General features: G+C 63.5%; 25 protein-coding genes. 17 read left to right on the top strand and 8 right to left on the bottom strand.

Annotation, left to right across the window (positions count from 1 at the left end; translation table 11 throughout):
- Positions 1 to 165: 165 nt before the first annotated feature.
- Both IVB47_RS13895 and IVB47_RS13890 read right to left on the bottom strand, forming a co-directional pair.
- Positions 166 to 414 carry a hypothetical protein gene (locus tag IVB47_RS13895; RefSeq protein WP_247398043.1) on the bottom strand — a complete coding sequence of 83 codons (249 nt, stop codon included), beginning with the start codon at positions 412 to 414 and terminating at the stop codon, positions 166 to 168.
- Positions 415 to 430: 16 nt separating this feature from the next.
- Positions 431 to 610: a hypothetical protein gene (locus IVB47_RS13890; RefSeq protein WP_247462164.1), complete on the bottom strand. Its 180-nt coding sequence runs from the start codon at positions 608 to 610 to the stop codon at positions 431 to 433.
- 520 nt (positions 611 to 1130) lie between these two features.
- On the opposite strand from IVB47_RS13890, the gene IVB47_RS13885 reads away from it, so the two are divergent.
- Positions 1131 to 1874, top strand: a complete 744-nt coding sequence (locus IVB47_RS13885; protein ID WP_247286035.1) for a DUF2786 domain-containing protein — start codon at positions 1131 to 1133, stop codon at positions 1872 to 1874.
- Positions 1875 to 1915: 41 nt separating this feature from the next.
- On the opposite strand, the gene IVB47_RS35535 is transcribed toward IVB47_RS13885, so the two are convergent.
- Entirely contained in the window at positions 1916 to 2122 is a 207-nt protein-coding gene (locus IVB47_RS35535; protein WP_247286742.1) for a hypothetical protein, read from the bottom strand.
- Between the two features lie 307 nt (positions 2123 to 2429).
- Here IVB47_RS35535 and IVB47_RS13880 point away from each other — a divergent pair, with 307 nt between their 5' ends.
- The 4 genes from IVB47_RS13880 (at position 2430) to IVB47_RS13865 (ending at position 5976) form a co-directional block, all read left to right on the top strand.
- A complete protein-coding gene (locus tag IVB47_RS13880; protein WP_247286036.1) occupies positions 2430 to 2726 on the top strand; it encodes a hypothetical protein in 297 nt (98 codons plus the stop codon).
- 23 nt (positions 2727 to 2749) lie between these two features.
- Complete coding sequence (locus IVB47_RS13875) at positions 2750 to 4954, top strand: VTT domain-containing protein (RefSeq protein ID WP_247462162.1); 2205 nt, start codon at positions 2750 to 2752, stop codon at positions 4952 to 4954.
- Complete coding sequence (locus IVB47_RS13870) at positions 4954 to 5658, top strand: endonuclease/exonuclease/phosphatase family protein (RefSeq protein ID WP_247286040.1); 705 nt, start codon at positions 4954 to 4956, stop codon at positions 5656 to 5658. Before IVB47_RS13875 ends, IVB47_RS13870 begins: the two co-directional genes overlap by 1 nt.
- Before the next feature lie 126 nt (positions 5659 to 5784).
- Entirely contained in the window at positions 5785 to 5976 is a 192-nt protein-coding gene (locus IVB47_RS13865) for a hypothetical protein (protein WP_007591059.1), read from the top strand.
- 49 nt (positions 5977 to 6025) lie between these two features.
- On the opposite strand, the gene IVB47_RS13860 is transcribed toward IVB47_RS13865, so the two are convergent.
- A complete protein-coding gene (locus tag IVB47_RS13860) occupies positions 6026 to 6250 on the bottom strand; it encodes a hypothetical protein (RefSeq protein ID WP_247462160.1) in 225 nt (74 codons plus the stop codon).
- 250 nt (positions 6251 to 6500) lie between these two features.
- Here IVB47_RS13860 and IVB47_RS13855 point away from each other — a divergent pair, with 250 nt between their 5' ends.
- From IVB47_RS13855 to IVB47_RS13845, 3 genes are all read left to right on the top strand, one after another.
- Complete coding sequence (locus IVB47_RS13855) at positions 6501 to 6818, top strand: DUF1476 domain-containing protein (RefSeq protein WP_247398033.1); 318 nt, start codon at positions 6501 to 6503, stop codon at positions 6816 to 6818.
- Between the two features lie 40 nt (positions 6819 to 6858).
- Entirely contained in the window at positions 6859 to 7164 is a 306-nt protein-coding gene (locus IVB47_RS13850; RefSeq protein WP_247286044.1) for a hypothetical protein, read from the top strand.
- 674 nt (positions 7165 to 7838) lie between these two features.
- Positions 7839 to 8774: a septal ring lytic transglycosylase RlpA family protein gene (locus IVB47_RS13845; protein WP_247462158.1), complete on the top strand. Its 936-nt coding sequence runs from the start codon at positions 7839 to 7841 to the stop codon at positions 8772 to 8774.
- Here IVB47_RS13845 and IVB47_RS13840 read toward each other — a convergent pair.
- Positions 8768 to 9724, bottom strand: a complete 957-nt coding sequence (locus tag IVB47_RS13840) for an alpha/beta hydrolase (protein WP_247462157.1) — start codon at positions 9722 to 9724, stop codon at positions 8768 to 8770. The two genes, IVB47_RS13845 and IVB47_RS13840, sit on opposite strands and share 7 nt — an antisense overlap.
- Positions 9725 to 9875: 151 nt before the next feature.
- Here IVB47_RS13840 and IVB47_RS13835 point away from each other — a divergent pair, with 151 nt between their 5' ends.
- From IVB47_RS13835 to IVB47_RS13825, 3 genes are read left to right on the top strand one after another with little or no spacing between them, the layout of a single operon-like run.
- The gene (locus IVB47_RS13835; RefSeq protein WP_247462155.1) at positions 9876 to 11138 is read left to right on the top strand and encodes a D-alanyl-D-alanine carboxypeptidase family protein; all 1263 of its coding nucleotides are present in this window, start codon (positions 9876 to 9878) and stop codon (positions 11136 to 11138) included.
- A gap of 2 nt (positions 11139 to 11140) precedes the next feature.
- Entirely contained in the window at positions 11141 to 11827 is a 687-nt protein-coding gene (gene tmk, locus IVB47_RS13830; protein WP_247462153.1) for a dTMP kinase, read from the top strand.
- Complete coding sequence (locus tag IVB47_RS13825) at positions 11824 to 12870, top strand: DNA polymerase III subunit delta' (RefSeq protein WP_247462151.1); 1047 nt, start codon at positions 11824 to 11826, stop codon at positions 12868 to 12870. The genes tmk and IVB47_RS13825 overlap by 4 nt, the downstream gene beginning before the upstream one ends.
- Here IVB47_RS13825 and IVB47_RS35530 read toward each other — a convergent pair.
- Positions 12754 to 13335 carry a hypothetical protein gene (locus IVB47_RS35530; RefSeq protein WP_247462149.1) on the bottom strand — a complete coding sequence of 194 codons (582 nt, stop codon included), beginning with the start codon at positions 13333 to 13335 and terminating at the stop codon, positions 12754 to 12756. The genes IVB47_RS13825 and IVB47_RS35530 overlap by 117 nt on opposite strands.
- On the opposite strand from IVB47_RS35530, the gene metG reads away from it, so the two are divergent.
- From metG to IVB47_RS13790, 6 genes are all read left to right on the top strand, one after another.
- Positions 13328 to 15001, top strand: coding sequence for a methionine--tRNA ligase (gene metG / locus IVB47_RS13815; RefSeq protein WP_247462147.1), 1674 nt, complete (start codon positions 13328 to 13330; stop codon positions 14999 to 15001). The two genes, IVB47_RS35530 and metG, sit on opposite strands and share 8 nt — an antisense overlap.
- 13 nt (positions 15002 to 15014) lie before the next feature.
- Positions 15015 to 15791: a TatD family hydrolase gene (locus IVB47_RS13810; RefSeq protein ID WP_247462145.1), complete on the top strand. Its 777-nt coding sequence runs from the start codon at positions 15015 to 15017 to the stop codon at positions 15789 to 15791.
- Positions 15792 to 15804: 13 nt separating this feature from the next.
- The gene (locus IVB47_RS13805) at positions 15805 to 16602 is read left to right on the top strand and encodes an MBL fold metallo-hydrolase (RefSeq protein ID WP_247359305.1); all 798 of its coding nucleotides are present in this window, start codon (positions 15805 to 15807) and stop codon (positions 16600 to 16602) included.
- 166 nt (positions 16603 to 16768) lie between these two features.
- Positions 16769 to 17362: a TRAP transporter small permease gene (locus tag IVB47_RS13800; protein ID WP_247462143.1), complete on the top strand. Its 594-nt coding sequence runs from the start codon at positions 16769 to 16771 to the stop codon at positions 17360 to 17362.
- Between the two features lie 2 nt (positions 17363 to 17364).
- On the top strand, positions 17365 to 18678 hold the full coding sequence (locus tag IVB47_RS13795; RefSeq protein WP_247359304.1) for a TRAP transporter large permease subunit: 1314 nt from the start codon (positions 17365 to 17367) through the stop codon (positions 18676 to 18678).
- A gap of 37 nt (positions 18679 to 18715) precedes the next feature.
- Positions 18716 to 19693, top strand: a complete 978-nt coding sequence (locus IVB47_RS13790) for a TRAP transporter substrate-binding protein (RefSeq protein ID WP_027566943.1) — start codon at positions 18716 to 18718, stop codon at positions 19691 to 19693.
- Between the two features lie 87 nt (positions 19694 to 19780).
- Here the strand turns inward: IVB47_RS13790 and IVB47_RS13785 are convergent, their stop codons facing one another.
- Both IVB47_RS13785 and IVB47_RS13780 read right to left on the bottom strand, forming a co-directional pair.
- Positions 19781 to 21430: an acyl-CoA synthetase gene (locus tag IVB47_RS13785; RefSeq protein ID WP_247462142.1), complete on the bottom strand. Its 1650-nt coding sequence runs from the start codon at positions 21428 to 21430 to the stop codon at positions 19781 to 19783.
- A 22-nt stretch (positions 21431 to 21452) separates the two neighbouring features.
- On the bottom strand, positions 21453 to 23270 hold the full coding sequence (locus tag IVB47_RS13780) for a TRAP transporter large permease subunit (protein ID WP_247463157.1): 1818 nt from the start codon (positions 23268 to 23270) through the stop codon (positions 21453 to 21455).
- Between the last annotated feature and the right edge of the window lie 8 nt (positions 23271 to 23278).

Below are 23278 nucleotides of genomic sequence, written 5' to 3'. Positions count from 1 at the left end.
GACTGGTTAGACCGAGGCCGCGACGCGGGAGCTTTGGCATTCTCTTGTTCACGATGCAGGTTCGCGGGAGTTGCAATCGATCGCGGATCGATATTTGCGATCTGCGGTCTGGCAGGCGAGCAATCCGGTCAGCCGGGACGCGTCGCGCCGTGAGCACGATGAGTTTTAGATCGTCTTCCGGTGTCCAATGGTCGGTGCGTATTTGTCCGCTCCAGGCTCAAGATGCTGAGGCCATTCAATTGCCGTGCAGAACAAGCCGCGTCGCTTGATTTCCCCTGCAAGAGCTTCCGCGCGCAGCCTCGCTGGCAATCCGATAAAACGCGTGCCGGCTAGCCTATCTGCTTGCACCTCTTGGCGAATGAACTCGTGCATCCGCAGAATGAACTGGTCAGATAGGCCTTCGAATTCGCTCATGCCAGCCAATCGCGCGTCAGCCAAAGATATAGGCAAGCAAAAAGGTGGCTGGCTGCCAAGCGATGAACCCAATCGCCTCCAGCGAAACAGCTGTGGCCAGGAGGGCTACAGCGCTGAAGGTGAGGGGAATGACGAGATCAAAAAAGTTGTGGGGCTCGTCTGCATCTGCAGTTTGAAATGCGGTTCTATTGGACATTCGAATGCTCCTCTATTTCGAGGTCATATCGAATTCGACGCTCTCAGCAAAACGTTTGCTGGGGTTAACCTGACCGCTAAACCTTAACAGTGGTCCAGTCCCTTCAGGAATGTGTCGCGGCACAAAACCGATCGACGGCCTTGATCAGTGTGTCTTTCAATCCACCAGTCTGCTGCCGACTACTCAGCAAGCGCAGGGATCAAAGCCGGCTGACTGCAAGCTCGCGATACTGTGAACAAGACGCAGCCGCCAACGCCAAGGCGCCAACGCAACCTCGTTGGGCTTGTGGTGGTCTGCTCCCGACAATGATTTGTCAGCTGCGGTGGAAATAGAGCGAGAACGTCGATTGTAGTGAATCCTCGTCTCTGCATTTTATAGTCAGTGCGGCGAGTCGTGCACCGCACGTAGAAGGAGTGAGGTCCGTTCGAAAAAAGTCGAAGATCAATACAGTTGACAAGAGACCCCTCCCGCCGGTCTATCCGACCAGTTCTATCCGTCGCGTTTACCCGGCAGGTAATCAGTGCATCAGACCTCCACTCCGGCCTCCCTCGACAAGCTGAAGCTCCGCATTCAGGCGTTGCGTTCCAAGACCATTGCCAATGGCTGCACCGAGGACGAGGCACTGTCTGCGGCCGCCAAGGTCGCCGAGCTGCTGGATCGACATGATCTGTCGCTCTCCGACGTCGAACTGCGCGCGTCGTCGTGCGAGCGGAGGGTCTACGAGACTTTTCGCAAGAAGCGCATTCCGCTGGACGACTGCGTCGGCGCGATCGCTCATTTCTGCGATTGTCGGGTCTGGCGCGAGAAGAACGCGGCCGGCGACAACCGCTATGTGTTCTTCGGTCTCGGCGCGGATGTCGAGGTCGCGCATTATCTGGCCGAATTGATCGACGGTGCCGTGCGCGCTGACCTTGGCCGCTTCAAGACCTCGGTCGACTACGGCAGGTTCCGGCACCAGGAGCGGCATCTGGCCAATGCCTCCTTCGCGCTCGGGATGGTGGCGTCGATCGCGGACAAGCTGGTCGCGATCAAGGCCGGTCGCGATCAGGTCAACGAAAGCACCGGCCGCGGGCTGGTGGTTCTCAAGACGTCGGTGGTCGATGCGGAGTTCGACAAGCTCGACCTGAAGATGCGGACCCAGCGTAGCGCCAGCCGGATGGTGTCGATGACGGCCTATGAAGCCGGAGGCGCCGCCGGCGCGTCGCTCGCCATCAATCCCGGGCTTGGCAAGTCGCAGTCGGGGACCACTCCCAAAGGACGCTGAACGCGTCGGGGGAGGGCGTGCAGCGTCGCCGTCATTGCAGTTCAGTCGAGCGACTTCTCGAGCTTCTGGGCTGCGCGGAAGTCGTCCATATGCTGCAGATTCGGCCCGTACGCGGCCTCCTTGGTCAGCAGGTGGTAGATCCGGGCCACGACGGTTTGCAGATGTTTCATGCGTCCGCGCGGCATCGCCCGGGCCTTGCAAAGGGCTCGGACCGCATGCGCCCGGAAATAATCAAAAGCGTCTGACATCGCGGACAAAACGTTCCGCTCGATGATTGGTTCTTGGATTAGTTCTTGTTCGCGCGTCCAAAAACGTCTCCAGGAACGCTGTCGAATGGGAGAACTTAGCCAAGCACGAAGCTATGGGACGGGCGAGGCATGTTCTTCTTTTTCTCGAACCGGCTGGGATGTCTCGGCTCGCTGCTGGTCTCCGGGTTGATCACTCTCGCGCTGCTGTTCATGTTTGGGATCGTTCGGTTCTAAACGCCCGCGCGTTCAGGAACCTGGCCCTCGCTGACCAGTTGTTCGCACGCTGGTCCAGCCACGGAGGGCGCCCTTGGAAAGTACGATCATCGGAGAATTCGACACGCGCCGCGGCGCCGAGCTTGCGGTTGAGCATGTCGTGCAGGAATGCGGCGTGCCGCGAACGGACGTCTTCGTCCAGGCAGTCGGTGGCGCGAACACGTCGGGGACACGCCCGGCCGGTCCTGACGCCAAGGCCGCGCCCGCGCCGGAGGGGCATCAGAAACTGGAAGGCCGGATCGAGGTTTCCGTGGATTTTCACGGCGATGCGCCCGAGAAGATCGCGGACGCCTTGAAGGGCGCAGGTGCAAAGGCGGTCCGAACCAAGTAGCGGCAATCGTGCGGGTCAGCGCCGTGGCTCAGCATGCGGGCAGGCCGCACGCGAATCGTGGCCATGACGACAAGGAACCCCTCGCGCGTTCGGTGCGTTTAGACGCGAATGCGAATGGCGAGGTTGACCTGCTTCAGAGCTCATCGACCCTGATCCCCGGCGACACCGTCTGGCGGCGGTGCGAGGCGCAGCGTGTGGCGGTTCTGAACGATGCTGCCGCGTATTTCGCGGCCCTTCGCGAGGCCCTGCTGCAGGCGCAGGATCTCGTCTATATCGTCGGTTGGGATATTCATAGTGAAACCAGGCTGGTCGGAGAGTCCGGGCGAGCGGATGATGGTTTGCCGGAACAGCTCGGCCCATTGCTGCGCGCGCTGGTCCAACGGTGTCCCACCTTGCGGATCAACATTCTCGTCTGGGACTTCGTCTCGTTCTACGCTTCCGAGAGGGAATGGAATTCCGCGGCCAAATTCAGCGCCGACACCGACAGCCGCGTCCGGTTTCACCTGGATTCCACACTTCCATTTGGTTCGGCCCAACACCAGAAGATCGTCTGTGTCGATGGTTCACTGGCGTTCGTCGGCGGGCTCGATCTGACGATCAGGCGCTGGGACACAAGTGATCATAGCGCCGATCACGCCTTGCGCTGCGATCCCCAGGGCAAGCCATATTTGCCGTTTCATGATGTTCAATGCGTGGTCGACAGGGATGCGGCGGCGTGGCTGTTCGACCTCGTGGAGCAACGCTGGCGCGCGGCGGGCCAACAGATTGATGATCGGCGCCCGCTGAAAAGCTTGCGCTGGCCAGCGAATGTGCCGGTCGAGGCCCGGCATATGCCGGTGGGTATCGCCAGGACCGAGGTGGTTTGTCCGGCAGGTTCGACAATCAGGGAGGTGGAACGCTCGTTGATCGCAGCGATCCGGTCCGCGACGAGCTTCGTGTACATCGAGAACCAGTTCACCAGCGCCACCAAGATCGCGCGCGAATTGACAGAGCAGATGCTGCGCGTGCCTTCGCTTCGGGTTGTGGTCGTCACGCCAAAACTGCATTCCTCGTGGCTGGAATCCCAGGCCATGCAGAATGGCCGGGGCGCCTTCATCGACTGCTTCAATTCGGCCGGCGTCGCCGATCGCATCCGCTTCGTCTACCCGGTGTCAGGGAACGGGGATACGGAAGCGGCCGTGATGGTGCACAGCAAGCTCATGATCGTCGACGATCGGATCTTGAGGATCGGTTCGGCCAATTTGAACAATCGATCGATGGGCGCCGACAGCGAATGCGACCTGATCTTTGAAGCCGCCTCAGACGAGCATCGGAATTTCATCGCCTCGGTCCGCCGTCGCCTGATCGCCCATTTCTGCGGTCTCGATGAACAGACGGTTGCGCAAAACGACGATCGTCTTTTTGCGCTCCTGGACGACGTCTCAAGAGAAGGTGCGACGAAGGCGCTGCGGGACGTGGAATCTTCCGTGCTGACCAGCGCTCTGGCCACGATGGTTCAACCCGTGGCGGACCCCGAGCGGCCTCTACATCTGGAGCGCGCGGCATCGCGCATGTGGAGCACGAAGACGATCATCGGGATGGTCTCGATAGCCGTGGCGCTTCTTGGACTGGCGATGGCCTGGTCGTACACGTCCTTGAGCGATTTCGCCGACGCGGGCCGGATGTCGACGCTTCTGTCTGCCTATTCGCAGTCCGTCTGGGGGCCGCCATTCGCGATAGCGGCTTTCGTCGTCGGCGGGTTGGTCGTGTTTCCGGTTCTCGTGCTCATTGCGGCAACTGCCGCCGCACTTGGACCCTGGCTAGGCTTCGTTACCGCGATGACGGGCGTCGTGCTCAGCGCCTTTATCCTGTTTGTGATCGGACGGGCACTCGGCCGCGAACGCCTGCAGCGTTTGCTCGGACGACGTACCGCGCGCATCCAGGAACGCGTGGTCGGCAAGGGCATTCTGGCTGTCGTCGTCATCCGGATGATTCCGATCGCGCCGTTCTCGGTGGTGAATGTCGTGGCTGGCGCGAGCACGCTGCCTCTGCGTGACTTCCTGATCGGAACGCTGCTCGGCATGACGCCCGGCATTCTCGCGATGGCAGTTTTGGGTGCTCAGATCGCTGATCTCGCCAGGAATGCGTCCTGGGTCAACATATTGCTGCTTGCACTGGCGTTCCTGGGCTGGCTCGCGATCTGCGCAGGCGCGCAATTCGTCGCGACGTGGCTCGCCGGGAGGCGTTGATGGCGCCGATGCGCTTCATGACTTGGAATGTGCACGGCACCTTCAATCTCAATCCGAAGTTCGATCTGGAGGGGATCTGTTCCATCATTCGCAAATGGGCTCCCGATGTCGTCGCGCTTCAGGAGGTGGATTCGCGATCCCGATCGGACGATCCGTTTGCGAAGCTGGCGAGTGTCGTTGGCGACCACCGTGTTCATGCCAAGTCGATCGTCACGGCGGATGGCGAATATGGCCAGACGCTCCTGAGCCGCTTCCCATTCTCCGGCCCGCCCGAGATCGTCGACGTGTCGTATCGTGAGCGCGAGCCGCGCCGAGCGATCGCCGCGGGACTGCTGACGCCGGTTGGCGATGTCCGCGTGGTGGCCACGCATCTCGGCTTGAGCATCCACGAGCGCCATGCGCAGGCTCAGGCGCTGGTGAGCCTGGTGAAACCTGGAAGAACCGTCGTGCTCGGGGATTTCAACGACTGGTTCTGGATCAAATCGGTGCGGCGCGTGCTCGCGCAGGTCTGCCCGAACCGGACGCGGCTGCGAACTTTCCCGTCGCATTTGCCCCTGCTGCGGCTTGACCGGATCTATGCAACGTCCGACAGCCGGATCGGGAAAGTCTGGACCGACGAAGGGGCGAGGGCCTATTCGGACCATTTGCCTGTCATCGCAGACATCGAGATCTCCATCGGCTCAAACGCACCGTCAGCGCGATAAAAAGTGTTGTCTGCAGAAGGGCTTGGCTACTGTGCATGGGATTGTTTTCGCACATTGTGAAGTCGGCCGCAGTGCCGCTCAGCGTGATTATGAGGAACTCTTTCCTCACCCCCGCGTTATCTGGCCATGACGGAAGACATTTCCTACCGGCGCAAGCCTTTGACTCCCGAGCAGCGGCAGGCGCGCGATGCGACACGCCGTATCGAAGCCGAGAAAGCCATGCGCGATCACGAAGCGGCGCAGAAGGCGTTTTATGCCAACAAGGAACGGCTGAGAGCCGAAAGGTTGGCACGTGAGCAGACGGAGGCCAAGGGCTGACCGCACGCGGTCGCCCCGTCAAAGATGTCATTGCCCGCGAGCGCTGGCCTCAGTGCCGGTTCGGGACGCGCGTCACGCTCAACGCCTGCTTCAGCGCCTGGACGGCACTTGCGAAAGGTCTGCGAGGCGATTGTGCCTCGATCGCTTCGGCTGCGACGCGACAATCATCAGCGACCTTGAGCAACCCGCCTCGCGCGAGGTCCATGGTGGAGAGGGCTGCCTGCTCCAGGCAGACCCGTTCAAGCCGTCGAAACTCCCGCAGTTCTTTGTTCATGCGTCAGCTCTCGATGTCCCCGGGCCATGCGGCGCTGAGTCTGCTTAACAAATAGTGAACATCCCTCCCTAGCTGAGCTGGCTGGCGTAGAGCTGTTCGGTGCCCTGCAGACGCCCGGTGGGCGCAGCCGAGCGGGCTTGACGGCGCTTGGCTTCCGCCGGAAGCTTCAGATGACCCTGACGTGAACCACGGAGACGTTCGCTTCCAGCCAGTCCGATCCCGATCAGCGAAAACGACATTGGAGCTGACCATGACCACGTTCGACAAGCGCGAGCAGGGCTTCGAGGCCAAATTCGTCCACGACGAGGAGCTCATGTTCAAGGCCACGGCCCGGTCCAACAAGCTGCTCGGGCTCTGGGCTGCAACCCAACTCGGCCTCAGCGGCGATGCCGTGGCCAGCTACGCGACGGCCTTGGTGACGGACCATCTGGAGAACCAGTCGATGGGCGAGATCCTCGACAAGGTGGCAGGCGATCTCGCCGCCAAAGGCGTCGCGCGCGACCAGGTCGCAGCCAAGCTTCAGGAATGCTTGCACCAGGCGTTGCAGCAACTCGAAGCGGACAAGTGAAGCAAGCCGGCCCTCGACGGCTGGGATCGGGAGGCGGGTGGTGTCTTGCGGAGGAGTATTTTGGAGCAGCTTCGGCACATCGCCCGGCGCGGTCGCGCTCGCTGCTGCGATCCTGGTCGGCTGCAGCGGCGCTGAGGTATCGGCCACGCCGCTGACGCCATTTCGCTACGAGGCGCAGGCGCAGCGTCATTGCCCGCACGACCGGGTCGTCTGGCTCGATTTCAGCAAAGGCGTCTACTACGGCAAAGGCCAGAAGCGGTACGCCCAGGGATTTGACGGCAGCTTCGTCTGCCTGAGCGAAGCCCGTGACAGCCTCTACCGGCGATCGCTGCTTGGACTGCGCTAAGCGTATTTTTTCGGGAAATGCCGGGTGCTCAGGCGAAGGCCAAGGCCACGAGGCTGGAGCACAGCAGGACCAAACCACCGGCGGTCAATGCCAGGAAGCCATCGGATACGAGGTCATGGTTGCGCATGAGACACCTGCCGCTCTCGTCTGCGATGCTCGATCGGATCGCTTAAAAATGTCCGAACGCGCCGTCTTGAAAGGGTGATGCTAGCCGCCCGCGCGAGTGCCTCAGGCCCTCGTGCGGTAACCTTCAAACGCATGGGCCAGGAAGATCCCCGCGCTTACCAAACCCATCAGTGCCGAAACCGTCTCGATCATCGTCTTATTCCATTCCGCCCTGCACGCGAGAAAACGCGGGCGGCCTTGCACAGTCAAAAGAATTCCAGTGAGCGGCGCGACAATGGGGGTGGAGTGAGGATTTGGCGCAACAGAATGTCCGGCCACGGCACAGAGCAGGGCGCCCGCGCCCCGTAGTTCAACGGGGCGAACGCATACGCCCCGTTTACCATCCCGGCGTGAACGCTGTGGGCTCCCCATTTCCGCCGTGTTCGGGTTGCGTTATCGTTACCACTTCCGACGCGGTGGTGGGCCGCCTCGGAGCAAAGGATCGGATAGCGCTGCCCCGTAGCCAAAGCGGGTTAGGTACGCCTCCGGCGAAATGGTATTTGGGGCGAATGGGGATCCGTCGGTCAGATTCGGTTTTGCGGGTCGCGCGCGCTGCTGCGATGGCCGCGACCTGCCTTGCGCTCGCCAATTGCGCCTCCTCCAACAAATTCGCCAGCCGCGTCGATCCGAAATACGGCGTGTCCTCGAGCCCCCGGGTGGTGGCTTTGGGCGATCCGGTGCCGAAGGGCGGCGGCGCCTACCGCGTCGGCAAGCCCTACGTGGTGGGTGGCCGGACCTATGTGCCCGAAGAGGACGTCAACTACCGCGCCGAAGGCATGGCGTCCTGGTACGGCGACGATTTCCACGGCCGCCTGACCGCCAATGGCGAAGTGTTCGACATGGGCTCGTTGACCGCGGCGCATCCGACCCTGCCGATGCCGTCCTATGCGCGGGTCACCAACGTCTCGAACGGCAAGTCGCTGATCGTCCGCGTCAATGACCGCGGGCCCTACCACGGCAACCGGCTCATCGACGTCTCGAACAAGGCCGCCGAACTGCTTGAATTCAAAGGCAATGGCATCGCCAAGGTCCGTGTCGAATATGTCGGGCGGGCGCCGCTGGAAGGCTCCGACGACCGCCAGCTGATGGCGACCTTGCGCACCGGGACCCCGGCGCCGTCACCCTCGATGGTCCGTGTCGCCTCGGCGAGGCCGTTCGTGCCGGAGTTGCCGTCGTCGAACCGCGGCGCCATGCGCGGCGACGTTCCGACGCCGGAGGGACGGCCCTACAATCTCGGCAACACCTCCGCCGACATGGCTTCACTCAGTGCGACCTCGGAAATGTCGGCCTCGAGCCGTAACCGGGGCCGGGCGCTCCAGAACGCCCGCGCCGTGTCCTATGATGGGGACGGACGCTATGCGACCGAGAGCGCGCCGTCCGGCGCCTACGCCTCGGACGGGGCTGCTGAGGCCCGCGGCATCCTGAGCGGCCGCGGCCTCTACTGAGCCGCGCTTTCCTTCAAGAACCTCACCAGCGCCGCATTCACCTCGTCGGGCCGCTCCTGCTGGACCCAATGGCCGGCGCCCTCGATGATCAGCTTTCGCTTCAGATTGGGCAGCACGCGCTCGAGCTCGTTGACGCGCTTGGCTCCGATCAGGCCGGTGATGACGGCGTCTTTCGAGCCGGCAATGAAGAGCGAGGGCTGGTGGATCTGCGCAGCCTGCCAGGGCGCCGTCAGCTCCCAATTGCGGTCGAGGTTGCGATACCAGTTCAGCCCGCCACGAAAACCGGATTTGCGGAAGGCTTCAGTGAAATAGGCAAGGTCAGTCTCGCTGAGCCAGGCCGGCAGAGGCTCCTCCGGGTTGCCGTGGCCGAGGAAGCCCTTGCCCTCCTGCACGAACATTGCCGCGGAGGGATCGGCAAGGCCCCGCCCGCCGAGCACGATGCGCATGGTGCGCGCGACGTCGTGCTCGAACTCGGCCTCGGCAATGCCGGGCGCCTGGAAATACTGCCAATAGAAATTGCTGATGCCGCCCTGGCGCAGGAGGTCGAGCGGCTTGCCGCGGCCGCGGAAGGGCGGCGGCACGCTCAGGCCAGCGACAGCCGTGAAGATGTCGGGCCGGAACAGCGCCGCGTGCCAGGCCACCGGAGCACCCCAATCGTGGCCGACCACCATCGCCTTGGTCTCGCCAAGTGCCTGCACGAGGCCGACGACGTCACCGACCGTGTCGAAGATCGAATAGGCCGTCGCCTCAGGCGGCGCTGAGCTTTGGCCGTAGCCGCGCATGTCAGGGGCGACGACGCGAAATCCGGCCTGCGCCAACGCCGGGATCTGGTGGCGCCAGGAGTAGGAGAGTTCCGGCCAGCCGTGGCACAGCACCACCAGCGGCCCCTGACCGGCTTCGCGGATAAACAGGTCGATGCCATTGGCCTTGATCGCGCGGGTGGAGGACATCGCTTTTCCGCCTTGTTTCAGGGGTTTGGTCAGAAAATCTGAGGTGCCACGATAGGGGCGGGACGAGAATCGTGCAATCTCGGGACAAGCGGCCACCCCGTGTTGTTCGCACTGGCTCCAACTGTTAGAACGCCGCTCTCAGGGCTTGGCCATGGAATTTCATCTTTCCTCGTTGGGGCGCAGCCGGTTCACCGCCGGAGCGCTGGCGCGTGGGCTGATCGCGACGGCTCTGGTCGCGGCCATCGGCTGGGGCGGGGCGCTCTACGCCGCCAACCAGAGCGTCCAGGGCGCCAAGAAAGCAGATGATGCCGGCTTCGACGGCGACGCCCCGACCGCGATCCTGATCGAAGCTTCCAGTGGCAGCGTGCTGTTCGAGAAGAACGCCGACGAACTGCGCGCGCCCTCCAGCATGATGAAGCTGATGACCGCCGAGGTCGTCTTCAACGCCATCAAGAAGGGCGACATCAAGCTGACCGACGAATACCGGATCAGCGAGAACGCCTGGCGCAAGGGCGGCGCCCCCTCCGGCGGCTCGACCATGTTCGCCGCGATCAACAGCAAGGTCACCGTCGACGATCTCCTGCACGGGGCGATCATCCAGAGCGGCAACGACGCCTGCATTGCGCTCGCCGAAGCCATGGCGGGCAACGAGCGGATTTTCGCCGCCGACTTCATGACCAAGCGCGCCCGCGAGCTTGGCCTGACGAAGTCGACCTTCGGCAATTCCAACGGCTTGCCCGACCCCGCCAACAAGATGACGGTGCGCGAGCTCGGCATCCTCGCCCGGCACATCATTCTCGATTTCCCCGAATTCTATAAACTGTTCGGCGAGAAGGAATACACCTGGAACAAGATCCGCCAGCCCAACCGCAATCCGTTGCTCAATTCCATGGAAGGCGCCGACGGTCTGAAGACCGGCTACACCAAGGAAGGCGGCTACGGCATGGTCGGCTCGGCCGTGCAGAACGGCACGCGGCTGATCGTCGTCGTCAACGGGCTGGAAGACCCCGAAGATCGCGCCACCGAAGCCAAGAAGATGCTGGAATGGGGTTTTCGCAATTTCGAGACCCGCACCCTGATCGCGGCCGATCAGCCCGTCGGCTACGCCAAGGTGTTCGGCGGCGAGAGCCGTTCGGTGAAACTGGTCGCCAAGACGCCCGTGAAAGTGATGGTGCACAAGAACGGCAGCGACAAGCTGATCGCGCGCGTCGTCTATAGCGGCCCGGTGCGCGCGCCGGTCGAGGCGGGGCAGAAGGTCGGGCTGGTCAGGGTCTGGCGCAGCGGCAACATCGCGGTGGAGACGCCGGTCTATGCTGCAGACGCGATCGGCACTGGCTCGACCGTGCGCCGCGCGATCGACGGCGCCAGCGAGCTCGTGATCGGCATGTTCCGTGCGGGCGCCGAGAAGCTCTGATCATGAGTGAAAGTGCGGTAAAGTGGCCGTCCGGACGCGGGCGTTTCGTCACCTTTGAAGGCGGCGAGGGCACTGGCAAGTCGACCCAGATCAAGAAGCTCGCCGATCGTCTCAAGGCAGCCAGGATGCGCATCCTCGTCACGCGCGAGCCGGGCGGCTCGCCGGGCGCCGAGATCATGCGGCATCTGGTGCTGTCAGGCATGGGCAAACTGCTCGGACCCGAGGCCGAGACGTTGCTGTTCGCGGCCGCGCGCGACGACCATGTCCGCACCGTGATCCAGCCCGCGCTCAACCAGGGCACCTGGGTGCTGTGCGACCGCTTCGCCGACTCGACGCGGGCCTATCAGGGCAGCCTCGGCCGGGTACCGGCGGCGCTGATCAACGCGATGGAGCGGGTCACGATCGGAGATCTCAAGCCGGACCTCACCATCATCCTTGATCTGCCGGTCGAGATCGGCTTGCAGCGCGCGGCCGCACGCCGCGGCAGCGGCACGCCGGACAGGTTCGAGGCCGAGAAGCTCGGTTTCCATCAAGGTCTGCGCGAGGCCTATCGCAAGATCGCAGCGGACGATCCTGCGCGCTGCGTGCTGATCGACGCCAATTCCGACCCTGATACGGTTGGCGGACGCATCTGGACCGCGTTGCGTGATCGCCTGCTTCCGACGCCGGCATCGGTGGTGTCCATATGAGCCCGCGTCAGACCGAGCGCGAAACCGCCATTTCTCATCCGCGCGAGACGAGCGTTCTGTTCGGCCATCGCGAGGCCGAGACCGCGCTGCTCGCCGCCTATCGCAGCGGGCGCATCCCGCATGCCTGGCTGATTGGCGGGCCGCAAGGCATAGGCAAGGCGACGCTGGCCTATCGGATGGCTCGCTTCGTGCTCGCTCACGGCCAGCCGCTGGCGCTTTCGGTGCAGCGCGCCGAAGATCTCGCCATCAATCCTGATGACGCCGTGGCGCGGCAGGTTGCGGCGAGCTCGCATGGGGGCCTGTTGACGCTGGAGCGCACCGCCAACGATCGCGGCGTGATGCGCACGGTAATCACCGTGGACGAGACGCGCGAGACGATCGGTTTCTTCGGCTCGACCGCGGCGGCCGAAGGCTGGCGCGTCTGCATCGTCGATACCGTCGACGAGCTCAATCCAAATGCCGCCAACGCGCTGCTGAAAATTCTCGAGGAGCCGCCGCAGCAATCGCTGTTCCTGCTGGTGAGCCACGCGCCGGCGCGCGTGCTCGCCACAATTCAGTCGCGCTGCCGCAAGCTGCGCCTGCGCGCGCTCGCAATTGACGACGTGATTGGAGCAGCCGCCACCGCGGCCGATCTCGACCCGAATGATCCGGCGTTGCGCGAGGCGGCGGAGGCGTCCGAGGGCAGCGTCGCGCGGGCGCTGACGCTGCTCGGCGGTGACGCCCTGAAGCTCCAGCAACGTACGGCCGCGCTGCTGGCGCGACTGCCGCAGGTCGATCCGCGCGAATTGCACACGCTCGGCGAATCGCTCGGCACCAGCGACCGCGTTGCGCTTGCCGCCTTCATCGACGGCATCGATCGCTGGATCGCGGAACGCCTGCATGCCGACGAGGCCAATGCCAACCAGAACCTGCCGCGCCTTGCGCGCCTAGCTGAGGTATGGGAAAAGATCGTCCGCGCCGCGCGCGACACCGAAACCTACAATCTGGAGCGAAAGCCCTTGGTTTTCTCGGTGTTCGGCTGGCTGGCGGACGCAACGCGCTAGAGCATGATCCGGAAAACTGTGCAGCGGTTTTCCAATGGGATCATGCTCAAGACAATAAACTAACGCAGGTTCGTTTCCAAATTTCGAGAAGCCGGTAAAGGAATTCGTCGTGGCAGCGCGAGCTAAGAAAACCGCTAAGGGCAAGAGCAGCAAGAAGAAGGCTGCCACAAAAGCCGTCAAGAAAGCCACGAAGAAGGCCGTGAAGGCGCGCGCGCGCAAAGCTGTCAAGAAGGTCAAGAAAGCCACGACGACAAAAAAGACGGCTGCCAAAAAAAACGGGAAGAAGAGCGCCGCGAAGACGGCAAAGAAGGCAGCGAAGAAGCAGGTCGTTGCCAAGAAGACGGTGAAGACAGCGACCAAAAAGCCAGCCAAGGCTTCGGCGAAGAACGAGACTTCGGCAAAAAACAAGGCGTCGGCGAAGAAGATAGCCAAGACGGCGAGGGTGGCTGCGCCTGCCGTGACCACCACACTAGCTCCTGTCGCCACGCCGCCGAAGGCTGCGAAGCCCGATGTATCGAAGCCCAAGGCCCCGCGCGCACCGAAGTCCGTCGCCACGCCGCAGGCCACCACCCCAGTGGCCGTCCCCGCGCGCGACAACGTCTTCTACATCACGACTGCGATCGCCTATCCCAATGGCAGTCCTCACATCGGCCACGCCTATGAGGCAATCGCGACCGATACGTTGGCGCGGTTCGCACGACTCGACGGCAAGGACGTGTTCTTCCTGACCGGCACCGACGAGCACGGCCAGAAGATGGTTCAGACCGCGGCCAGCGAAAAAATGTCCGTCTCGGAGCTCGCGGCCCGCAATGCCGGCCGTTTCAAGCAGATGGACGAGCGCCTCAACGTGTCGTTCGACCGTTTCATCCGCACCACCGAGGAGCAGCATCATCGCTCCAGCCAAGAGATCTGGCGGCGCATGGAAGCGAACGGGGACATCTATGCCGACATTTATGCCGGCTGGTACTCCGTGCGTGACGAAGCCTATTACGCCGAGGACGAGACGCGCCTGAACGACGACGGGGTGCGGCTCGGGCCGCAGGGAACGCCGGTCGAATGGGTCGAGGAGAAGAGCTACTTCTTCCGCCTGTCGGCCTATCAGGACAAGCTGCTCAAGCTCTATGACACGCAGCCCAATTTCATCGGTCCCGACTCCCGCAAGAACGAGGTGGTGAGCTTCGTACGGGGCGGCCTGCGCGATCTCTCGATCTCGCGCACGACGTTCGATTGGGGCGTCAAGGTGCCCGGTGACGAAGAGCACGTGATGTATGTCTGGGTCGACGCGCTGACCAATTACATCACCGGCGTCGGCTTCCCCGACGAGAGCAACAAGAACTGGCGTTATTGGCCTGCCGACGTGCACATCATCGGCAAGGACATCATCCGCTTCCATGCCGTGTACTGGCCGGCGTTCCTGCTGTCGGCCGGGATCCCACTACCGAAGCGGGTCTATGCCCATGGCTTCCTGTTCAGCAGGGGCGAGAAGATGTCGAAGTCGGTCGGCAACGTGGTCGATCCCTTCAACCTCGCCGACCAGTACGGCGTCGACCAGATGCGCTATTTCTTTCTGCGCGAAGTGCCGTTCGGCCAGGACGGCAACTACAATCACGAGGCCATCGTCGCGCGCATCAATGCCGATCTCGCCAACGATCTCGGCAACCTCGCGCAGCGCTCGCTGTCGATGATCGCCAAGCAGCTCGGCGGCGTGCTCCCGGAGCCCGGCGAATTCAGCGACAACGACAAGGCGATCCTGTCACAGGCTGACGGCATGCTCGCGGCGTCCCGCGAAGCGATGGCGACGCAGCAAATCCATCACTGGCTCAATGCCGTGTGGGCCGTGGTCGCGGAAGCCAACCGTTATTTCGCGGGCGAAGCGCCGTGGGCGCTCGCCAAGACCGATCCAGTCAGGCAGAGGACGGTGCTCTACGTCACCGCCGAAGTCGCGCGCCAGATCGCGATCCTGGCCCAGCCGGCGATGCCGACGGCCTCGGGATTGCTGCTGAACAGCCTCGGGATCCCCGAAGGGGAGCGCAACTTCGCCGCGCTCGGCGGTGCAACGCGCATCGCGCCCGGTACGACGCTGCCCGCGCCGACGCCGGCCTTCCCGCGCTACATCGAGCCGGCAGCCTAAAGGCGTTCGCACCATGCTGGTCGACAGCCACTGCCACCTGGATTTTCCGGATTTTGCGGAGGATCTCGACGGGATCGTGTCGCGGGCGCGAGCGGCCGGCATCGGCCGCATGGTCACCATTTCGACTCGGGTGAAAAAGCTGAACCAGCTTTTGTCTATCGCCGAGCGCTATGACGACGTCTATTGCTCGGTCGGCACCCATCCGCATAACGCCGATGAGGAAGACGGCATCGCGCCGGACGAGCTGATTGCGCTGACGCAGCACCCCAAGGTCGTCGCGCTCGGCGAAGCCGGGCTCGACTATTTCTACGACAACGGCTCGCCGGAGGCGCAGGCGAGGGGCTTTCGTGCCCACATCGCTGCCGCCCGCGCCACCGGCTTGCCGCTGGTAATCCACACCCGCGAGGCGGACCATGATTGCGGCCGTATCCTAGAAGAGGAGACGGAAAAAGGATCGTTTCGCGCCGTGTTGCATTGTTACACCGGCGGGCGCGAGCTGGCGCTGAAGGCGGTCTCGCTCGGGCTCTATATCGGCTTCACGGGCATCCTGACCTTCAAGAAGTCCGAGGCCCTGCGCGCGCTTGCGGCCGAACTGCCGTCCGACCGCATTTTGGTTGAAACAGACTCGCCCTACCTTGCGCCCGGCAAGTTCCGGGGCAAGCGCAACGAACCGGCCTATGTGGTCGAGGTCGCAAAAGTGCTCGCCGAAACACGCGGCGTGTCGTTTGACGAGATCTCGCGCCAGACAAGCGAAAACTTCTTTCGCCTGTTCTCCAGGGTGAAAGCTTAGAACTGGGAGCCGCATGACGCTGACGCTGACGATCCTGGGCTGCGGCTCCTCCGCCGGCGTGCCGCGCCCGGCACTCGGCTGGGGTGCCTGCGATCCCACCAATCCCAAGAACCGCCGTCGCCGCTGTTCGCTGCTGGTGGAGCAGACATCGGACGAGGGCACCACGCGTATCGTGATCGACACCTCGCCGGACCTGCGCGAGCAATTGCTCTCGACCAATGTCGACCACATCGATGCAGTGTTCCTGACCCACGAGCACGCCGATCAGACCCACGGCATGGACGATCTGCGTTCGGTCGTGATGCACATGCGCCGGCGGATTCCGACCTATCTCAATCAGACGACCGCGAACGACATCATGTCGCGGTTTTCCTATTGCTTCGTCTCGCCGGCGGGCAGCGACTATCCGCCGATCCTGACGGCGCAGTCGATCGAGGCCGGCGAAAGCCAGACCATCCAGGGAAAGGGTGGCGCGGTGACGATGACCGCCTTCCTGGTGCAGCACGGCAACATTCCCGCGCTGGGCTATCGCATCGGCGATGCCGCCTACACACCCGACCTCAACGACATCCCGCGCGAGAGCTGGGGCGCACTGGAAAATCTGGATCTCTGGATCGTCGATGGCCTCCGCTACACCAGCCATGTCAGTCATTTCAGCATCAACGACGCGTTGTCCTGGATCGAGCGCTTCAAGCCGAAGCGCGCCGTCATCACCAATATGACGGCCGATGTCGATTATGAGGTGATCCGGCAGTCGCTGCCGGCGGGCGTGGTGCCCGCGTATGATGGGCTGCGGCTGGAGACCCGCTGAACCTGCGGTGGAAATTTCGGCGAGAGCCGGCATACTGCTTGCTTGCGCTAGCCCCATCATGTTGATCTAACGTCTGAAAGACAGGGCGCTGGGCAGAGGTGATATCCATGCAGGACCGGCGTGCGACGTACGATCGCCGGGACTGTCTGAATCGCCTCGTGTGAGGATGGGGATCGCGTTGGCAGGGGACGATGTCACGAGCCGGGGACCGGTGCGACGCGCGCTGGATCTCCTTTATCTCGGTGCGGGCTACGCCGCCGGCGCCTTCATGGTTGCGATCTTTGCAATCATGATGATCATGTCGATCGGGCGCCAGTTTGCGGTCAACATTCCCGCCGGCGATGATTTCGCCTCCTGGTGCATGGCGGCGATGGCATTCCTCGGCCTCGCTCACACCTTCAAGCGCGGCGAGATGATCCGCGTCGGCCTGCTGCTGGAGCGTCTGCATGGACGCACCAAGCAGGTTGCGGAGGTCGTGGCCCTCGGTATTGCCGCCGCTTTCATCCTCTATTTCACCCGGCATGCCGTGCAGATGACCTACGATTCCTGGCGCTTCAACGATGTGGCGCAGGGCGTCGTCGCGCTTCCGCTCTGGATTCCGCAGCTCGGGTTTTCCGGCGGACTCGTGATCCTCTCGATCGCGCTCATAGATGAAATGATCAGTGTCGTCAGCGGCAACCGGCCGAGCTACGAAAAGGGCTCGCCGGACGAGACCCCGGACGAATTCATCGAGCGGATCTCACAGGGCGGCGGAGGTTGACGATGGCCAATCTCGGCATGATCGAACTGTCGTTCATACTGCTCGGGGTCATGATCGTGCTGCTGGGAAGCGGCATCTGGATCGCGGTATCGCTCGGGCTCGTCGGCTTCGTGGCGATGGCGCTGACCACGAGCCTGCCGCTCGGCTCGGTGCTTGCGACCACGACATGGAGCGCAAGCTCGTCATGGACGCTGGCCGCGCTGCCGCTGTTCATCTGGATGGGCGAGATCCTCTTCCGCACCAAATTATCCGAGGAAATGTTTCGAGGCCTGTCGCCCTGGGTTCAGTGGCTGCCGGGGCGTCTCACCCATGTCAACGTGATCGGCTGCGGCATCTTCGCGGCGGTGTCGGGCTCGTCGGCGGCGACCTGTGCGACCATCGGCAAGATCGCGCTGCCCGAACTGGACAAGCGTGGTTACGACAAGAGCCTTAGCCTCGGCTCGCTCGCGGGCTCCGGTACGCTCGGCCTGCTGATCCCGCCGTCGATCCCGATGGTGGTCTATGCGGTCACGGCGAATGTCTCCGTGCTTCAGGTGTTCCTCGGCGGCTTCCTGCCCGGCGTGCTCGTGATGGTGCTCTATTCCGGCTACATCATCATCTGGTCGCTGCTGAACCCGAAGAAGATTCCGCCGCGCGATCCCCCGATGCCGTTCCGCCAGAAGCTGCGGGAGTCGGCCAGGCTTGCGCCCTGCCTGTTGCTGATCCTGGCGGTCTTCCTCTCGCTCGTGCTCGGCTTTGCGACGGCGACGGAATGCGCCGCCTGGGGCGTTTCGGGCGCGCTGCTGCTGGCGTGGTGGAGCCGCACGCTGACGCGCAAGAACTTCCTCGAAAGCATCATGAGCGCGACGCGCCTGACCTGCATGATCATGCTGATCCTGGCGGGCGCAGCCTACACGACCGCAGCGATGGCCTATACGGGCATTCCGGCGGCGCTTGCCACCTGGGTCCAGGGCCAGCAGCTCACGCCGGGCATGCTCGCGCTGTATCTGAGTATCATGTACATCATCCTGGGATGCCTGATCGACGGCATCTCAATGATCGTCCTCACCGCCGTGATCGTGCTGCCGATGGTTAGGCAGGCCGGTCTCGACCTGGTCTGGTTCGGGGTCTATCTCATCATCCACGTCGAGATGGCGCAGATCACGCCGCCGGTTGGTTTCAATCTGTTCGTGCTCCAGAACATGAGCGGGCGAGACACTTTCACCGTTGCGCGGGCGGCGTTCCCGTTCTTTGTCCTGCTGCTCGCGGCCGTGTTCATCATCACGGAATATCCGCAGATCGTGATGTTCTTGCCCAAGCTCGCCTTCCCAGACTGAGCGTACCGTTTTGAAATTGACTGTGAGGAGAAGCCCGATGATGTCTCGTTTATTCCGCGCATCCCTGATCGCCGGCGCCGTGCTGGCCGCGACACCCGCTTTGGCTCAGACCAAATGGAATCTGCCGGCAGCGTATCCGGCCGACAATCCGCACTCCGAGAACCTCGTTGCTTTCGCCAAGGACGTCGAAGCTGCCACTTCCGGCAAGCTCCAGATCACGGTTCATCCCGGCGCCTCGCTGTTCAAGGCGCCCGATATCAAGCGCGCGGTGATGACCGGGCAGGCGCAGATGGGCGAAGTCTTGCTGTCGATCCACGAGAACGAGGATCCGGTGTACGGGGTCGATGTGGTGCCGTTTCTGGCGACCAGCTTTCCGGACGCCATGAAGCTGTATCAGGCGTCGAAGCCGCTGATTACGAAGAAGCTCGATGCGCAGGGGCTCAAGCTGCTGTTCGTCGTGCCGTGGGCGCCGCAGGGCGTCTATGTCAGCAAGCCGCTTGCGACCATCGAAGACATGAAGGGCCTGAAATGGCGGGCTTACAACGTTGGGACCGCGCGTATTGGCGAGCTGGTCGGCGCGCAGTCGGTCACCATTCAGGCCGCCGAGCTGCCGCAGGCGCTTGCCACCGGCGTCGTGAACTCCTTCATGTCGTCCGGCGGCACGGGCTACGATGCGAAGGCATGGGAGTCGCTGAAATACTTCTATGATGTGCAGGCGTGGATCCCGAAGGACTACACCTTCGTCAACAAGGCCGCGTTCGAGGCGCTCGACAAGCCGACCCAGGAGGCCATCCTCAAGGCCGCCGCGACCGCGGAAACTCGCGGCTGGAAGGCCTGGCAGGACAAGAGCACCTGGTACATCGATCAGCTCAAGGCCAAGGGCATGACGGTCGAGCCGCCGAGCCCGGCCCTGAAGGCCGGATTCCAGAAGATCGGCGAACAGCTCACCGCCGACTGGCTCAAGAAGGCGGGAGCCGACGGCCAGGCCCTGGTTGACGCCTATAAGAAGATGTGAGGGCGGGAGGCTCGGCGAACCCGACCTCGTCGAAACTGCGAAACGACTTCGCGGCGGCACGCAACCGCCGCGGAGGTCGAGACAAGCTCAGGCCGAGATCGCCTTCGCCGATCCCGCTTCGTTGCGCAGCAGGAATTTCTGGATCTTTCCCGTCGACGTTTTCGGGATCGGCCCGAACACGACGGCCTTCGGCGTCTTGAAGCCGCTCATATGCGAGCGGCAGAAGGCGATGATGTCGGCTTCGCTCGCGCTGGCGCCGTTCTTCAGCTCGACGAAGGCGCAGGGCACTTCGCCCCATTTCGGATCGGGCTTTGCGACCACGGCGGCGAACAGCACGGCGGGGTGCTTGTAAAGGATGTCCTCGACCTCGACAGAGGAAATGTTCTCGCCGCCGGAGATGATGATGTCCTTGGAGCGATCCTTGATGATGACGTAGCCGTGCGCGTCGAGCACGCCGAGGTCTCCGGTGTGAAACCAGCCGCCTTCGAAAGCTTCCTTCGTCGCCTTGTCGTTCTTGAGGTAGCCCTTCATCACGATGTTGCCGCGGAACATGACTTCGCCGATGGTCTCGCCGTCGCGCGGCACCTGCCTCATGGTCTGGGGATCGATGACGGTGACGCCTTCCTCGAGCGGGTAGGGCACGCCCTGCCGCCGCTTCAAGCTGGCGCGCTCGGCTGCGGGCAGATCATCCCAGCCTGGCTGCTCGGCGCAGACAGAGGCGGGGCCGTAGACCTCGGTCAAGCCGTAGACGTGCGTCAGCTTGATCCCGATGCTCTCGGCGCCTTCGAGCACCGCGACCGGCGGCGCGGCACCGGCGATCAGCCCGACGACTCGGCGGGCAGTGCCGTTCCTCGGTGCATCGGGCGCGTTGATCAGCGTGTTGTAGACGATCGGCGCGCCGCACATGTGGGTGACGCCGTGCTGCTTGATCAGCTCGAAAATCTTGGTCGGCTCGACCTTGCGCAGGCAGACATTGATGCCGGCGGCCGCCGCAATGGTCCAAGGGAAGCACCAGCCGTTGCAGTGGAACATCGGCAGCGTCCAGAGATAGACCGGATGCTGGCCGAGTTGGCCCGCGAGGATGTTGCTGACGGCATTCAGATAGGCGCCGCGATGATGGGTCACGACGCCCTTGGGATTTCCCGTGGTGCCAGAAGTGTAGCTCAGCGCGATCGCATCCCATTCGTCCTTCGGCGGGATGGCGGTGAAGTCAGGATCGCCTTGCGCGACGGCGGTCTCGTACTCGATCTCGCCGATGCGCCTGCCGCCCTTGAAGGCGGCGTCGTCGACGTCGATCACGAACGGTTTTGGACCACTCATCTGCGTGAGCGCATCGGTGATCACGCCGGAAAACTCCGGGTCGACCAGAATGATCCTTGCGCCGCCATGGTCGAGCTGAAATGCGATCGAAGGCGCATCGAGCCGGATGTTCAGGGCGTTGAGCACGGCACCCGTCATGGGTACGGCGAAATGCACCTCGTTCATCGCCGGAATGTTCGGCAGCATCGCCGCGACGGTGTCGCCGACGCCGATACCCTTGCCGGCAAGATACGAAGCAAAGCGCTTGCAGCGCTCATGGGTCTCGCGCCAGGTGAAGCTGCGCCCCTCGTAGACTGTGCTAACGTGATCGGGATAGACCGCGGCGCTGCGCGCAAGGAAGCTCAACGGGGTCAGCGGCACGTAGTTGGCGGGCGTCTTGTCGAGACCGATATTGTACTGGTTCTGCCGCTCGCTCATCGACACCTCCCTCACGCGCCGGTTACAGGAATCCGATGGAGATCCACGGAAACACGGCGACGACGATCAATCCTACCAGCAGCGCCAGCAGATAACCCCAGATCGGCCTGATGCCTTCGGCCGGATCGACGCGTCCGATGGCGCAGGCGGCATAATAGCCGACCCCGAAGGGCGGGGCGAATAGCCCGATACCCATGGCGAGAATGATCACCATGGCATAGTGCACCTCGTGCACGCCGACCGCACGCGCAATCGGAAACAATAGCGGCCCGAACAGCACGATCGCCGGGATGCCCTCCAGCACGCTGCCGAGGATGGTGAAGGCCAGGATCGAGACGGCGATGAAGGTCGCCGCGCCGCCCGGCAGTCCGGTCATGGCCGCCGCCAGCGCGCGCGAGAAGCCTGATTGCGTCAGGCCCCAGGCCATGCCGGTGGCCGTGCCGATGATCAGCAGGATCGCGCCCGACAGCGCGGCGGTTTCGACCAGCATGGGAAACAGCCGCCGCCAGTCGAAGCGGCGGTAGACGAAGAGGCCGACCAGGGCGCCATAGACGATGCCGATGGTGGAGACTTCGGTGGCAGTCGCGATGCCTTCGACCACGGCGTAGCGGATCACGAATGGCAGCGCGAGCGCGGGCAGGGCGATGATAAAGGTCTTGCCGATCTCGCCGCCTGTGGCGCGACGGACATGGCTCATGTCCTCGTGGCGGTAGCGCCACCACACCAGCATGCACAGCGTGATCGCCAGCACCACCCCGGGCAGCAGGCCGCCGGTGAACAAAGCGGCGATCGAGACGCCCGTGACGGATCCGATCGTGATCAGCACGAGACTCGGCGGAATGGTTTCGGTCTGCGCGCCGGTGGCCGCAAGAAGCGCGACGAGATCGCCGGGCTTGGCGCCGCGCTGCTTCATCTCCGGGAACAGCACAGGCGCGACCGCCGCCATGTCGGCGGCCTTGGCGCCGGAGATGCCGGAGACCAGATACATCGCGCCGACCAGGACGTAATGCAGCCCGCCGCGGACATGGCCGAGCAGGCTCGCCAGGAACGCCACCATGGCCCGTGCCATGCCGGTCATTTCGATCAGGAGCCCCAAAAATACGAACAGCGGCACCGAGAGCAAGATGAGGTGGCTCATGCCCTCGTCCATCCGCCCGACCAGCACCATGACCGGCGTCCGCGTGGTCAGTGCCAGATAGCCGAAGATGGCGAGCCCGAAGCCGAACGCGATGGGAACACCGGCAAAGACGCAGAAGCCGGCGACGCCGACGAAGAAGATGACGAGGTTGAGATTGCCGAGCGGCCGCAGATAAGGCTGCGCCAGCCAGAACAAGCCGACGATGACGGCAACGGCAACCGCGGCCGTCAGCACCATGCGGTAATCGGCTGCGCGCAGCAGCCGCAACAGCGCGAACACCGCCATCAGGCAGATTCCGGCCGGCAGCGCCGCGGCGCGCCACATATTGGAGATCTGCAGCGCCGGCGTGGTGATGAAGCTTTCCTCGTAGGCGTAGTCCCAGGACGGCCAGACGATCAGCGCCAGGAAGGCCAGCGCCGCGCAGGTCGCAACCAGATCGAGCCAGGCCCGCGTGGCCGGCCTGGTGCTGGCGACAACCGCGGTCATGCGCATGTGCTCGGAGCGGCGGAACGCGACCGCCGCGCCCAGCATGGCGAGCCACAGGAACAGGATTGAGGCAAGCTCGTCCGACCAGATCAGCGGCCTGTGCAGCCCGTAGCGCGCGACCACGCCGGCAAACAGGATTGCGATCTCGGCGACCACCAAAATGGCCGCCGGGATTTCGACGAGGAGCCCGAGTGCGCGCTCCGTCGAGGCCAGCAACGAAGGTC

It is taken from the genome of Bradyrhizobium sp. 62, assembly GCF_023073035.1.
In the GTDB taxonomy this organism is placed as follows: domain Bacteria; phylum Pseudomonadota; class Alphaproteobacteria; order Rhizobiales; family Xanthobacteraceae; genus Bradyrhizobium.
Note: the sequence above shows the minus strand (reverse complement) of the source record. Positions and strands in the feature narration are given on the sequence as shown.

Coding starts and splice junctions, on each gene's coding strand:
- IVB47_RS13895 (WP_247398043.1), bottom strand. CDS start 414: ATGAGCGAATTCGAAGGCCTATCTGACCAGTTCATTCTGCGGATGCAC.
- IVB47_RS13890 (WP_247462164.1), bottom strand. CDS start 610: ATGTCCAATAGAACCGCATTTCAAACTGCAGATGCAGACGAGCCCCAC.
- IVB47_RS35535 (WP_247286742.1), bottom strand. CDS start 2,122: ATGTCAGACGCTTTTGATTATTTCCGGGCGCATGCGGTCCGAGCCCTT.
- IVB47_RS13870 (WP_247286040.1), top strand. CDS start 4,954: ATGGCGCCGATGCGCTTCATGACTTGGAATGTGCACGGCACCTTCAAT.
- IVB47_RS13865 (WP_007591059.1), top strand. CDS start 5,785: ATGACGGAAGACATTTCCTACCGGCGCAAGCCTTTGACTCCCGAGCAG.
- IVB47_RS13860 (WP_247462160.1), bottom strand. CDS start 6,250: ATGAACAAAGAACTGCGGGAGTTTCGACGGCTTGAACGGGTCTGCCTG.
- IVB47_RS13855 (WP_247398033.1), top strand. CDS start 6,501: ATGACCACGTTCGACAAGCGCGAGCAGGGCTTCGAGGCCAAATTCGTC.
- IVB47_RS13845 (WP_247462158.1), top strand. CDS start 7,839: ATGGGGATCCGTCGGTCAGATTCGGTTTTGCGGGTCGCGCGCGCTGCT.
- IVB47_RS13840 (WP_247462157.1), bottom strand. CDS start 9,724: ATGTCCTCCACCCGCGCGATCAAGGCCAATGGCATCGACCTGTTTATC.
- IVB47_RS13835 (WP_247462155.1), top strand. CDS start 9,876: ATGGAATTTCATCTTTCCTCGTTGGGGCGCAGCCGGTTCACCGCCGGA.
- tmk (WP_247462153.1), top strand. CDS start 11,141: ATGAGTGAAAGTGCGGTAAAGTGGCCGTCCGGACGCGGGCGTTTCGTC.
- IVB47_RS13825 (WP_247462151.1), top strand. CDS start 11,824: ATGAGCCCGCGTCAGACCGAGCGCGAAACCGCCATTTCTCATCCGCGC.
- IVB47_RS13810 (WP_247462145.1), top strand. CDS start 15,015: ATGCTGGTCGACAGCCACTGCCACCTGGATTTTCCGGATTTTGCGGAG.
- IVB47_RS13805 (WP_247359305.1), top strand. CDS start 15,805: ATGACGCTGACGCTGACGATCCTGGGCTGCGGCTCCTCCGCCGGCGTG.
- IVB47_RS13800 (WP_247462143.1), top strand. CDS start 16,769: ATGGGGATCGCGTTGGCAGGGGACGATGTCACGAGCCGGGGACCGGTG.
- IVB47_RS13795 (WP_247359304.1), top strand. CDS start 17,365: ATGGCCAATCTCGGCATGATCGAACTGTCGTTCATACTGCTCGGGGTC.
- IVB47_RS13790 (WP_027566943.1), top strand. CDS start 18,716: ATGATGTCTCGTTTATTCCGCGCATCCCTGATCGCCGGCGCCGTGCTG.
- IVB47_RS13785 (WP_247462142.1), bottom strand. CDS start 21,430: ATGAGCGAGCGGCAGAACCAGTACAATATCGGTCTCGACAAGACGCCC.